A 12,770-nucleotide genomic window follows, 5' to 3' on the forward strand; every position below is an offset into this window, starting at 1 on the left:
CCTGTTCTCAAGCAGTTCTCAGGGACATGTGACGGCGCCGCACCGGGCCGTCACGCGTTTTCCAGCATTTCGATGCGCTGCGCCACGTCTTCCTCGGCGCGCGCAATGAACATCAGTTGCCGCACGGCTTCCGCCGCCGGCTGCCAGGCTTCGCTCTCGAGCCAGTCGCCCAGCTTCGCGAGCCGCACACGACGGTCGTCGCGCAGCGATCTCGCCAGCGCATCGAGCGCACCGACGTTACGGGCGGCCACGGCGTCGTCGATGGCTTCGCGCCACTCCATCTGCTGCATCAGGAAATCGGGGGCCATCGCGGTATTGTTCTCCGCGCCCACGTCGATGCCCTGCAACGACAGCAGATAAGTCGCGCGCTGCAGCGGATCGCGCAACGTGCGATACGCCGCATTCGCCTGCGCCGCCCATTGCATCGCCACACGGCGCTCCGCGTCGCTCGCGCTGGCGAAGCGATCCGGATGCACGCGCGACTGCACCGCGCGGTATGCCGCGTCAAGGGCCTCACTGTCGAGCGTGAAACGCTGCGGCAGCTCGAACAGCGTGAAATAGTTGTCAGTCAATGCACTCATCGCGCAATCGTAAAAAAAGCGGCTCGCGCCGCCTTGTTGCCTACGCTGCCATCCGTTCGCCCTGTTGGCGACGCTCGTCGATCACGGCATGCCGTGTCGGATCGTGTCACGCATCGGGCGGCTCGCCGCGTTCGCACTTGCGGCACGGCAATCGACTACCGAGCATCGCCTCACGACCTTCGGGGCTTTGCGTCCATGTCCGGATCTGCCAGGGCGGAAGATGCCGGACATGTTGACCGTGCCCGCAGGCCAGTCGCGCGACCCATTGACCTTCGTCGTCCTGCCGAAAGCCAACGATCTCGCGCAACGGCGCAGCGTCAGACGCGGAACGACTCGCCGCAGCCGCACTCATCCTTGACGTTCGGATTGTTGAAGCGGAATCCTTCGTTCAGGCCTTCGCGGGCGAAGTCCAGCTCGGTGCCGTCGATATACGGCAAGCTCTTCGGGTCGACGATCACCTTCACACCATGGCTTTCGAAGACCGTGTCCTCGCCCGCCACTTCGTCGGCATATTCCAGCTTGTAGGCCAGGCCCGAGCAGCCGGTCGTCTTCACGCCCAGCCGCAGACCCACGCCCTTGCCGCGCCGCGTGAGGTAACGCGAAACGTGCTGCGCGGCCTTCTCGGTCAGTGTAATGGCCATGTTTGCCTGCTTCCTCTATGCGTTCCGCACTCAGGCGGCATCAGCCGTCTGACCGTGCTTCTGCTTGTAGTCGGCAACCGCCGCCTTGATGGCGTCTTCCGCCAGAATCGAGCAGTGGATCTTCACCGGCGGCAATGCCAGTTCCTGCGCGATTTCCGTGTTCTTGATGGCGAGCGCCTGATCCAGCGTCTTGCCCTTGACCCACTCGGTCACCAGCGACGACGAAGCGATCGCCGAGCCACAACCGTAGGTCTTGAACTTGGCATCTTCGATCACGCCGGCTTCGTTCACGCGGATCTGCAACTTCATCACGTCGCCGCAGGCCGGTGCGCCGACCATGCCCGTACCGACGGCGTCATCGCCCTTTTCGAACGAACCGACGTTGCGCGGGTTTTCGTAGTGATCCAGAACTTCCTTGCTGTACGACATGGCTAACTCCTTGAATGCTCAGTGTGCGGCCCACTGGATCGAATTCAGATCGACCCCGTCCTTGTACATTTCCCACAGCGGCGACAGATCGCGCAGCTTGCCGATCTTGCTCTTGAGCAGCTCGACCACGTAGTCGACTTCCTGCTCGGTCGTGAAACGACCCACCGTGAAGCGAATCGAGCTGTGCGCCAGTTCGTCGTTGCGACCCAGGGCACGCAAAACGTACGAAGGCTCCAGCGACGCCGACGTGCAGGCCGAGCCCGACGACACGGCCACGTCCTTGATCGCCATGATCAGCGACTCGCCTTCGACGAAGTTGAAGCTGATGTTCAGGTTGTGCGGGACACGCTTTTCCATGTCGCCGTTCACATACACCTCTTCCATTTCCGTCAGGCCCTTGAGCAAACGGTCGCGCAGCATGCGCACACGCTCGTTCTCGACGGCCATTTCCTCGCGTGCCAGGCGGAACGCCTCGCCCATGCCCACGATCTGGTGCGTGGCGAGCGTGCCCGAGCGCATGCCGCGCTCATGACCGCCGCCATGAATCTGCGCCTCGATGCGAACGCGCGGCTTGCGGCGCACGTACAGCGCGCCGATCCCCTTCGGACCGTAGGTCTTGTGCGCCGAGAACGACATCAGGTCGACCTTCAGCGTGGCCAGGTCGATCGGCATCTTGCCAGTGGCCTGGGCGGCGTCGACGTGGAAAATGATGCCTTTCTCGCGGCAGATCTCGCCGATCGCCCCGATGTCCTGGATCACGCCGATTTCGTTGTTCACGGCCATGACCGACACGAGAATCGTGTCCGGACGCAGTGCCGCCTTGAACACTTCGAGATCGAGCAGACCGTCGTCCTTCACGTCCAGGTAAGTGACTTCGAAGCCTTCGCGCTCGAGTTCGCGCATGGTGTCGAGCACCGCCTTGTGCTCGGTCTTCACCGTGATGAGGTGCTTACCCTTGCCTTGATAAAAGTGCGCCGCGCCCTTGAGGGCGAGGTTGTTCGACTCGGTGGCGCCCGACGTCCACACGATCTCGCGCGGATCGGCGTTCACCAGCTTGGCAACTTCCTCGCGCGCCTCTTCCACCGCCTGCTCGGCAGCCCAGCCGAACGAGTGGCTGCGCGACGCCGGGTTGCCGAATTGCTCGCGCAGGTAAGGCAACATCTTGTCCACGACGCGCGGGTCAATCGGCGTCGTGGCGCTGTAATCCATGTAGATGGGGAGGTTGAGGGTGTCGTTTTTCATGGGGTGCTCCAGGATCGTGCCGCGGCGCCTGTTATGAACGGGCCATATCGAAGACCGAATTGGGAATACGCGCTGCAATGGTCTGGTTGTTGGTGCCGGACTCGCGCGTGTCGCGCAGAACAGCCTGCTGGGCCTGCTTGCTGCGCTGCTGCTCGACGAGGTCGCGCAGCGAAACGGAATCGAGATACTCGACCATCTTCTGGTTGAGCGTCGCCCACAGCTCGTGCGTCATGCAATGACCGCGATGGCCGTCCTGGCCCTTCTCGCAATTACCCTTGCTGCCGCACTGGGTGGCGTCGAGCGGTTCGTCGACCGCAATAATGATGTCGGCCACCGTCACCTCTTCCGCGCGACGCGCCAGACTGTAGCCGCCGCCCGGCCCGCGCACGCTCTCCACGATTTCGTGGCGACGCAGCTTGCCGAACAACTGTTCCAGATAAGAGAGGGAGATTCGCTGACGCTGACTAATGCCCGCAAGCGTCACGGGACCCGCGTCCTGGCGCATGGCCAGGTCGATCATCGCCGTGACGGCGAAACGGCCTTTCGTGGTAAGTCTCATGATGATGCAGGGGATTAATCTCGACTATTTTCGTCAAGTATAAATTCCCTACGAATTTAGTCAAGTACTTCTGGCCCACTTTTTGCGAAAGTTCCGTCGCCCGCTTGTGAAATTTCTCATTTTTCGGGACGAATGTCTGGCTGCGGGGAGCGCAGCGGGAACAGCAGCACCAGGGGATTGCGCAGCACGGCGCGCCAGATGGCGCGATGGAGTTGCCGGCGGTCGCCCAGTCGCAGTGCACGCGATCGGAGCGCCATGTGGAATGCTAACGCAAAACTGACGCCGACGTTGAGCAGCGCCATCGATCCGACCCCGGCCACCGCCAGCCACAGGGCCGGGTCGTGCAGCACCGGCAGCCCCAGCACTCCGATGGACGTGGCGATCGCCCCCGTCGACAGCGTGACGTGACGGACTTCGAAGGGCAGCGCAAAAGCCGTCAGCACCGCCGGCACGAGACCGAGCATGAAGCCGAGCGTCAGGTTCCCCAGCACCGGTGCGATGTGCCGACGGCACCCGTCGGCGATGCGCGCCGCGCCGTTGCGGCCGAAGACGAAGCGCAGCCGGCGGTTGTAGGCCAGCACGTCGCCGATGCCGTGAAGCGCGAACCAGTTGTCCGCCCATCCGGAGATCAGGCTCGAGCACCAGAGCAGCACGCCGGTGAGTGCGGCAAAGAACGGGGTGACCCCCAGGATCGAGAACGACGCCAGCGTGGCATGCGCCTTCTCCGGCGGGATCGTGTTCATGCCGAGCGCCGCCGATACGGACCACTGCACCAGCAGGCAGAACGGGAAGACCATGGCCAGATTTCCGAAGATGGCAGCCGCCTGCGTTCGCACGAGGGCGAGTACCTCGCCCACGAAGGCGTCCATCCCGGCGGGCGTATCGACGTCGTCGAGCTTGCTCGCGATGGCCGGCGCGGTCATGGCCGGCTGCTTGGTTGCCAGTGTGAAGTGGCAGAAGTGCATGAAAAGAAAGCACAGCGCATAGTTCGCCCCGGCCAGGAAGCCCTCCACGATGGTGGGCAGGTGCGCACTCGTGATCATGAACTTCACATACACGGTGACCACCGTCACGAGCCCGCCGCCACAGGCCATTTTCAACATCGTGAAGTATTCGCTGCGATTGCGGGCGATGTAGTGCTCCCCGGTTTCCGCACTGCGCTCCACGACCTTGCGCGCGAGCAGGCCGAACGACGTACGCGCGAGCTCGCCCACACTCTGGCTGGCCTTGTTCGCCCGCACCAGGTCGGCGAGCAGCTTGACCCGCGCGACGGCCCGGTCGCCACGCTCGCCCTGCGTAAGCCATGCGTCGAGCAGGCGCTCCAGGCGGCGGATTCTCGCTTTCGCGCGCTCGACCTGGAAGACGATGTCCACGCTCACGCCGTTCTCGTCGAGATGCGCATAGACCTGACGCACGGCGCGGCCACAGTCGTCGAGCAGCGCACGAAACACGTTGATCTGCTGGACGAAGCGCTGCGACGGTGGCGCGCCGTGCGCGAATGCCTGGCCGGCGTCCTCCAGTTCCTGCATGGCCCGCCCCAGCCGGTAAAACGGCGATTCGGTCACGCGCGGATAGGGCAGGCGCGAGCGCACCGCCTGCGACAGACCGGTCGACGCAATCTGGTCGACGAGGTGGTGCATCGCCGCGAGCAAATCCTGCGCAAAGGGATTCCAGTCAGTGTTCTCGTCCTCGCCTTCGCCGAAATGCAGCAGCGCGATGAGGTCGGCCAGCAATTCGGGCGGCATGGCCGCGATCCAGTCGGCGGCGCGGCCGTCGGGGAACATCAGCGAGCACAGCGCCGAGAGATCGCGGCGCGTGGGCGGCGGCGGAATCAGCGCCTTCTCGATACGCTCGACCAGGGCGCCCCAGAACCCGGGACGCACCGGCATGCCGGTGTCGCTGAGCAGCGAGATGGCGTCGCTTTCGTGGATCACGCTGCGCAGCGTGCGCGCCACCGGCAACCGCCACGCCGGATTTCGCCCGAGCATTTGCAGCAGATAGCGCAAACGCGTGTGCGGGCGATACCTCGCCGTCTCGCCCTCCTCCCGATCTTCGTTGACGAGCGCACCCCGCTTCTGCACCCAGTGCGCCAGTTCGATCAGCCACTGATTGCGAACGGCAAGCGGCGCGCCGGGGTCGGCGTGTGCGAGCAGTTCGTCGAGCTGATGGCCGGCGTGACGGGAGGCACGCCACTTGCGCCAGTACGAGGTAAGCGAATTGAGCATCGATGGGAGAGGCGAGAAAACGGATGAAAGGAGTCGCGAAAATGCCGTGGAAACCGCGCGGGTGCCGCGAACGCGGCAGTGGCGACTGCAGCAAGGACGGCCACACGCCGGCGATGGGGCGAATGATAGCGCCATCGGGACTGCTGGCGAAATCGTCGGGAGCGGCGCACACGCGCGCGAACGAGGATTCGCCCGGTGTGCGCCGGGAACGCGGCAGAGCGCGGCCGATGATCCCGGCAAGCCGCGCGCCTCCCTGGAGCCGGTCAGGCGCCCTGCCGAAGCCGCCTGAGCAGGCCGTCGATGCCGTCTTCGATGTAGTCGAGCACCGTCTCGAAGCCCTGCGCGCCGCCGTAATACGGATCGGGCACCTCCTCGGCGTCGTGCCGTGTGGCGAAGTCCATCAATCGCACAATCTTGTGACGATGCTCGGCCGGACAATCGGCCATCAGCTCAGCCACGTTGGCGTTGTCCATGGCCACGATCCACTCGAAGCGCGCGAAATCGCCTCGCTCGACGCGTCGCGCGCGCAGGCCGCTCAGGTCGTAACCGCGACGCTCGGCCGCCGCCTGCGTGCGAGCGTCGGGCGCATGACCAATGTGATAGCCGTGCGTGCCAGCCGAATCGACCTCGATCAGATCGCTCAGCCCGGCTTCGGCCAGACGGTGACGAAAGATGCCATCGGCACTGGGCGAGCGGCAGATGTTGCCCATGCAGACAAAGAGAACCGAGGTTTTTTGCATTGGAGTCAGTGAGTTGAGGGAAGCATCGAGCCACACATGGCAGGTGCCGGAACGTCCTGTCGTCAGCCTGTCGGACTCATGACTTGCGAACCGGTTCTGAACACCGGTTCGCCCTGCTCCCCGATCCGGCGATCGGAAGTCGCGTCGCCGCGGGCGTTCCCGAGTTTGCCCGGAAAGATCGGAAATACTTCCTTCCGAGTGCCGTGCCATTTCGTGACCTGCGCGGCAAATGCGTCGCTGACGCCCGACGCGACACGTCGGACGCGACACGACGCGAATCATCGAAGCATCTGCGGTGGCTCGGGAGCGGGGGACATAGATTCTGCTCGACATCGAGGCGTTCGTCGACGATTTCCGGTGCTGGGCGTGACGCTCCCGCCACTGTTCAGTTCACTCCGCCCGGATTGGCGATCCGCAACCTCCAGCCCCCATCGCGGCCATTTTCCATCACGTGCGTGGCCGTGCCGCGCGTTTCGTGATCACGCCCGTCCGGCAGCGTGACGCCCAGCGTCCAGTCGAGCAGGACGAGGGCAATGTCGCCGCTCGTCACCACTCGGCGCACTTCGCTACGGATACGGGGGCGCAATGACAGCAACCGAGCCAGGCCAACACGCAAACCGGCCGGACTTTCCCGCACCTCGAGACCCTCCGGCATCCGCATGGTGGCCATGTTGCTGAACACACCGAGCACGGCATCGAGATCGCCGGAATTCAACGCGGCATCGAAGGCGGCCGGGACCTGATCCGGCGAGCGGCAGATGACCGAGTCGCTTTCGATCGCCGCGACGAATCGCGCGATGCATCCCGCCACTTCGCCCGGCGCCTCCAGAGGCGACAAGTGCCCCGTTTCGGGAAGGACGTGCAGCGCCGCATGCGGGATGCGCGGAAGCAGTTCCGCCTCAAGCGTTTCAATGCTGTCGACCTTGTCGAGTTCACCGGAGATCACGATGGTGGGCACGTCAATCGACGCCGTCGCCGCAGTGATATCTTCGCGCATGGCAATGTCGGGCCAGGCCGCCTTGGCCTGCGGCGCCCCTCTCAAACTATCCTCGATGACTTGCTCGCGCTGAACGGCGCTCAGCGGTCTTGCGGTCAACACGTGATCGATGACGAACGACACGGATTCACGCGTTTGGTAGGCGCCCGTCAACGTTGCGCGTTGGGCGTCGGAGAGGCGCGTGGGCGACGGCGGCGATGGTGCGACAAGGACAAGCCCACGCAGGCCGTCCGGACGGCGCGAAGCGATCAGTTGGGCAACCTTCCCACCCATCGAATGACCGATCAGAACGTAGCGCCTGAGTCCCAGAGTGTCGATGACGCCTTCCGCGTCAGCGGCGAGGTCGGCGATGCGGTAGCCATCGGCAGGTGCCTCGGAATCGCCCCAACCGCGGTGATCGGTGGCAACGATTCGGTACTTGTCCGCGAGCTCGTCCGCCACCGCATCCCATGTGCGCGCAGAGCCGCCGTAGTAGTGAAGGAACACCAGCGCCAGCTCGCCGCTGCCCCGCTGGTTGACGTGAATCCGCGTACCGTTCGACTCGATGACCATGATGGTGCCCTCGGCTGTTAGTTGAGGCTCATATCGTAGATACGATTCCTTGGATCGATAATTGCCCGTTTAGTTTGTTCAGTCGATAATCCTGCTATCGAATCGGAGGGCAACATGGATCGACTGACGAGCCTCGCCATATTCGTCGCCGCTGTCGAGGAGGGCAGCCTCGCCGCCGCGGCTCGCCGCTTCGGGCTGTCCGCTGCGATGGCCGGCAAGCACGTAAGTGCCATCGAGGCCGAGTTGAGTGCGCGACTACTGCATCGCACCACACGCCGCTTGAGCCTGACCGAAACCGGCCAGACGTACTACGAACGGTGCAAGCGGATTCTCGAGGCCTTCGACGAAGCGAAGCGGGAGGCGAGCGATACGCAAGCCACGGCGCGCGGTGTGTTACGCATCGCGGCGCCCGTCACGTTCGGTGTGATGCATCTGGGCGAAGTCGTGGCGCGCTACATGGCGGATCATCCGAACGTGAATGTGGAGGTGCAGCTTGGAGATCGCTATGTCGACCTCATCGAGGCAGGCGTCGACGTCGCGATCCGAATCGGCCGCCTGGAAGACCCTGGGCTGGTGACGCGCAGACTCGCGCCGTGTCGAATGGTTTTGTGCGCGTCTCCCGCGTACCTGGAGCGCCACGGAACACCACGCACCCCGGAAGCATTGATGCAGGCGCAACGTCTGGCGTTCAGCGAGGCCGTGTCGGCGGGTGACTGGACATTGCGCGACCGCGAGAATCGCGCGCATGTCATTGACGGACCGTGTCGGATGACAGCCAACAACGCCCAGATGTTGCTCGCTGCCGCGATCGGAGGTGCGGGCATCGTGTATGGCCCGACCTTCGTGCTCGGCGCGCACCTCCAGCGCGGCGAACTAGTGGAACTGTTGCCGGCCTACCGCGCCGCTGACCTGACGATTCAGGCGGTTTATCCGAGCACGCGGCGCATTCCGTTCAAGGTGCGGCGGTTCATCGATTACCTCGCGAAAGCGTTCGGCGATGAACCGCCTTGGGATCGGAAGACGACGCCTTAGGTCGACGTCATTACCTGTCAGCACCAATCCCGGTGCCATCCGTCGGTTCAGAAGTCAAAATGAAACGACGTGCGTGCCGCCCAAGGCCACAATCGGCGGCCGACGCTGAACGATTGCGAGTCAGTGAAGCGGTGCGACGCGTTCTCCGCTTCGGCACGATTCTGCACTCGTCTTGTCGGAGCATGGGGGCAGCGCCGACATCGGGTCGCCCGAGCCGACAGGCCGCTTGCCGTCGATCGCAGATCTTGCCAACTGGCGGCACGCCCGGGCCGCGTCGGCGCGTGCATCGAACGCGACACCGGCATCGGGCTTGAGAGGAATGAAGTTGTCGAACGGCGCGCTGCGATGCCGGCAAAGTCCAATGAACGAGTACAGTTCCACATCGTCATTGGTTTGAATGCACTGAAGATACATCCAGACTTCAAAGCCATTCATATCACCATCGAGCATTTCCCACATTCAAGCCCCCACGGTGTTCGCGCGACTGAGTTGTCGGGGGCCCGCACCCACCGCCCTTTATTTGCCGCGCAATTGCCCCCCTGAAAGCCCCATTGGAACGCAGAATCGTGACGGGGAGAAGTCGAGTATTTGCCCCTAATACGTCCGGTCTAATTCAATCCCGGCCCCCCCTTCCAAACATTGGGCCGCGCTTGATTGGCAGACCTGACCAGCGCGCCATGCGCGACCGCCGAATTGCCCCGATCGCCCCCGCGCCGAAGATTGCGGGCACCTCTGCACGCAATGCTTGCGCCCCGCCAACCCGATGCCATTCAGAGCGTGGGCTTCGATGCGTTGAGAATCAGCCGCAGGCCCAGCAGGGAAATGGCGCCGGCGGCGATCCGATCGATCCACGTCTTCGCTCGGAGGTAAAGCCCGCGTGGTCCCTCGCTCGAGAAACACAGCGCCACAATCGTGTACCAACCGCATTCGACGGCGAACACCATGGGCGGAAGCACGATGTAGCACCAAAGCGGCGGGTGCTGCGGCAGCAACGCGGCAAAGATACTGCCGTACCAGATCGCCGTCTTGGGATTGCTCAGTTGCGTTGTGAGCCCCATCAGGAACGACTTGCGACCACTGCGCACGAGACCCGAATGCGCGTCGTGGACCGTGACGGGACGCCCGGCGTCCCGCCAGATCTTCGATGCGACGTAAATCAGATACACGCCGCCCGCGATCTTCAGCCCGATATAGAGCCACTCCACCGCCTGCAACAACGTATAAAGCCCGGCCAGCGCCACGCCGCCGAAGACGAGGCCACCCGCGCCCATTCCGAGCGCCGTGGCGAGCCCGTCGCCGCGCGACTGACCGATGGCGTTGCGGGCGACGAGCACGAAGCTGGGGCCGGGAATCATGGCACCCAGCCACAAAGCGGCCAGGATGGCGAGAACGGCTGCCGATGCGCTCATGAGAATGACTCCTTGAAGTCGAGGATTTACCGGCGCGAATGTTCGCGCAACCACTGAATTCCCGCCTACGGCGTCGGCGCGCGAGCGCGTCAGGCCTTCGGCCCCAATTCAGTCTCGCTGGCCCCGTCGGTGCCGAACACCAGCGCCTTCACATGCAGCAACTGGTCGCGCACCTTGGCGGCCTTCTCGAACTCGAGATTGCGTGCATGCTCCTGCATTTGCTTCTCGAGCTTCTTGATCTCGCGGGCCAACTGCTTTTCCGACATGTCCTGATAATGGGCCTGCTCTTTCGCCTCCGCCATTTCGGCCTTGGCATCCTGCGGATCGTAGACTCCGTCGATGATGTCCTTGATGCGCTTCTTCACGCCCTGCGGCACGATGCCATGCGCCTCGTTGTGCGCCATCTGCTTCGCGCGCCGGCGTTCGGTCTCGCCGATGGCCCGCTTCATCGAATCGGTCATCTTGTCCGCGTACAGAATGGCCGTCCCGTTGACGTTGCGCGCCGCCCGCCCGATCGTCTGGATCAGCGAGCGCTCCGCACGCAGAAAGCCCTCCTTGTCCGCATCGAGAATTGCCACGAGCGACACTTCCGGAATATCCAAACCCTCGCGCAACAGATTGATCCCAACGAGTACGTCGAAAGCGCCCAAGCGCAAATCGCGGATGATCTCCACGCGCTCGACGGTGTCGATGTCGCTGTGCAGGTAACGGACCTTCACGCCGTTGTCGGACAGATACTCGGTCAGTTGCTCGGCCATGCGCTTCGTTAGCGTGGTCACGAGCACGCGCTCCTCCACGGCCACACGCTTGTTGATCTCCGAGAGCACGTCGTCGACCTGCGTGCGCGCGGGACGCACCTCGATGATCGGATCGATCAGCCCGGTCGGCCGCACCACCTGCTCGACCACTTGTCCGGTTCGCTTGTTCTCGTAATCGGCCGGCGTGGCCGACACGAAGATGGCCTGCCGCATCTTGCGCTCGTACTCCGCGAACTTCAGCGGACGGTTATCGAGCGCCGACGGCAGGCGGAACCCGTAGTTCACGAGGTTCTCCTTGCGCGCCCGGTCGCCGTTGTACATGCCGTTGAACTGCCCGATCAGCACGTGCGACTCGTCGAGGAACATCAGCGCGTCGGGCGGGAGATAGTCGACGAGCGTCGGGGGCGGCTCGCCCGGTGCCGCACCGGACAAGTGCCGGGAGTAGTTCTCGATGCCCTTGCAGAATCCCAGTTCCTGCAACATTTCCAGATCGAACCGCGTGCGCTGCTCGAGGCGCTGCGCCTCGACCAGCTTGCCCTCCTTGTAGAAGAAGTCCAGTCGCTCGCGAAGCTCGTCCTTGATCGTTTCGATCGCACGCAACACCGTCTCACGCGGCGTCACGTAATGAGACGACGGATATACCGTGAATCGCGGCACCTTTTGCCGTACCCGGCCCGTGAGCGGGTCAAACAGTTGCAGCGTGTCGACTTCGTCGTCGAACAGCTCGATGCGAAGCGCCAGTTCGGCGTGTTCGGCCGGGAAGACGTCAATGGTGTCGCCACGCACCCGGAACGTGCCGCGCCCGAAATCCGTCTCGTTGCGCGTGTATTGCATGGCAATCAACCGCGCGATGATTTCGCGCTGCCCGAGCTTGTCGCCCTGGCGCACCGTCAGAATCATCTGGTGGTATTCGCTCGGGTTACCGATACCGTAGATCGCGGAGACCGTCGCGACGATCACCACGTCGCGCCGCTCCAGCAGGCTCTTGGTTGCCGACAGACGCATCTGCTCGATGTGCTCATTGACCGACGAGTCCTTCTCGATGAAGAGGTCTCGCTGCGGCACGTAGGCTTCCGGCTGGTAATAGTCGTAGTAGGAGACGAAGTACTCGACCGCATTTCGCGGGAAGAACTCGCGAAACTCCGAGTACAGCTGGGCGGCCAGTGTCTTGTTCGGGGCGAACACGATCGCCGGGCGCCCGAGGCGCGCGATGACGTTGGCCATCGTGAATGTCTTGCCCGAGCCCGTCACACCGAGCAACGTCTGAAACGCCAGCCCGTCTTCCACGCCTTCGCTCAGCTGGGCGATGGCCGTCGGCTGATCGCCCGCGGGGGAAAGGGGCAATAGAGTTGATAAGGCGAATCGGGAAACGTCTGGAACTTGCTTTCGTCGAGATCGTGGTCAGCCGCAGGAGTCATGGCGAGGCGCAAGCATGGAGGACGGAATCTGGCATTTTAGCGCGTCGGACGATTCCCTGAATCCGATGGGTGACAAGCTGGACACCGCACCGCCCCGAACGGCGCGACCGGCGCGACCGGCGTGCAGCCTTGCCGCCGTTCGCAACAACGGCAGCCGATTTCGCCGGCTTCTGGCCAATTTCTGGCA

The 12,770-nt window shown here is 63.7% G+C and carries 12 protein-coding genes and 1 pseudogene; 1 reads left to right on the top strand and 12 read right to left on the bottom strand.

Annotated features, from left to right (window positions below):
- Positions 1 to 50 precede the first annotated feature (50 nt).
- From hscB to LV28_RS39520, 9 genes are all read right to left on the bottom strand, one after another.
- On the bottom strand, positions 51 to 581 hold the full coding sequence (gene hscB, locus LV28_RS39485; RefSeq protein WP_023596697.1) for a Fe-S protein assembly co-chaperone HscB: 531 nt from the start codon (positions 579 to 581) through the stop codon (positions 51 to 53).
- A gap of 106 nt (positions 582 to 687) precedes the next feature.
- Positions 688 to 933, bottom strand: a complete 246-nt coding sequence (locus tag LV28_RS48415; RefSeq protein ID WP_072619096.1) for a DUF3565 domain-containing protein — start codon at positions 931 to 933, stop codon at positions 688 to 690.
- Positions 899 to 1,222, bottom strand: coding sequence for an iron-sulfur cluster assembly protein IscA (gene iscA, locus LV28_RS39490; RefSeq protein ID WP_023596698.1), 324 nt, complete (start codon positions 1,220 to 1,222; stop codon positions 899 to 901). The genes LV28_RS48415 and iscA overlap by 35 nt, the downstream gene beginning before the upstream one ends.
- A gap of 30 nt (positions 1,223 to 1,252) precedes the next feature.
- Positions 1,253 to 1,651: a Fe-S cluster assembly scaffold IscU gene (gene iscU / locus LV28_RS39495; protein WP_023596699.1), complete on the bottom strand. Its 399-nt coding sequence runs from the start codon at positions 1,649 to 1,651 to the stop codon at positions 1,253 to 1,255.
- An 18-nt stretch (positions 1,652 to 1,669) separates the two neighbouring features.
- Positions 1,670 to 2,893, bottom strand: a complete 1,224-nt coding sequence (locus tag LV28_RS39500) for an IscS subfamily cysteine desulfurase (protein ID WP_023596700.1) — start codon at positions 2,891 to 2,893, stop codon at positions 1,670 to 1,672.
- Positions 2,894 to 2,924: 31 nt separating this feature from the next.
- Positions 2,925 to 3,452 carry a Fe-S cluster assembly transcriptional regulator IscR gene (gene iscR, locus LV28_RS39505; protein WP_023596701.1) on the bottom strand — a complete coding sequence of 176 codons (528 nt, stop codon included), beginning with the start codon at positions 3,450 to 3,452 and terminating at the stop codon, positions 2,925 to 2,927.
- Between the two features lie 116 nt (positions 3,453 to 3,568).
- Positions 3,569 to 5,677 carry a site-specific recombinase gene (locus tag LV28_RS39510; protein WP_023873819.1) on the bottom strand — a complete coding sequence of 703 codons (2,109 nt, stop codon included), beginning with the start codon at positions 5,675 to 5,677 and terminating at the stop codon, positions 3,569 to 3,571.
- A gap of 263 nt (positions 5,678 to 5,940) precedes the next feature.
- Positions 5,941 to 6,417 (bottom strand): low molecular weight protein-tyrosine-phosphatase, encoded by a 477-nt coding sequence (locus tag LV28_RS39515; protein ID WP_038620688.1) that lies wholly within the window; start codon positions 6,415 to 6,417, stop codon positions 5,941 to 5,943.
- Positions 6,418 to 6,802: 385 nt separating this feature from the next.
- Positions 6,803 to 7,966, bottom strand: a complete 1,164-nt coding sequence (locus LV28_RS39520; RefSeq protein ID WP_038620685.1) for an alpha/beta fold hydrolase — start codon at positions 7,964 to 7,966, stop codon at positions 6,803 to 6,805.
- Positions 7,967 to 8,080: 114 nt separating this feature from the next.
- On the opposite strand from LV28_RS39520, the gene LV28_RS39525 reads away from it, so the two are divergent.
- Complete coding sequence (locus LV28_RS39525; protein WP_038620682.1) at positions 8,081 to 8,998, top strand: LysR family transcriptional regulator; 918 nt, start codon at positions 8,081 to 8,083, stop codon at positions 8,996 to 8,998.
- Between the two features lie 120 nt (positions 8,999 to 9,118).
- Here LV28_RS39525 and LV28_RS39530 read toward each other — a convergent pair whose 3' ends face one another.
- The 3 genes and pseudogenes from LV28_RS39530 to uvrB all read right to left on the bottom strand — a co-directional run bounded on the left by LV28_RS39530 (position 9,119) and on the right by uvrB (position 12,583).
- Positions 9,119 to 9,457 carry a hypothetical protein gene (locus LV28_RS39530; RefSeq protein ID WP_063599170.1) on the bottom strand — a complete coding sequence of 113 codons (339 nt, stop codon included), beginning with the start codon at positions 9,455 to 9,457 and terminating at the stop codon, positions 9,119 to 9,121.
- 311 nt (positions 9,458 to 9,768) lie between these two features.
- Positions 9,769 to 10,407 (bottom strand): LysE family translocator, encoded by a 639-nt coding sequence (locus tag LV28_RS39535; RefSeq protein WP_023596708.1) that lies wholly within the window; start codon positions 10,405 to 10,407, stop codon positions 9,769 to 9,771.
- Between the two features lie 89 nt (positions 10,408 to 10,496).
- Positions 10,497 to 12,583 (bottom strand): annotated as a pseudogene (gene uvrB, locus LV28_RS39540) (excinuclease ABC subunit UvrB).
- Positions 12,584 to 12,770: the final 187 nt, after the last annotated feature.

This window comes from Pandoraea pnomenusa, from assembly GCF_000767615.3.
Classification (GTDB): domain Bacteria; phylum Pseudomonadota; class Gammaproteobacteria; order Burkholderiales; family Burkholderiaceae; genus Pandoraea; species Pandoraea pnomenusa.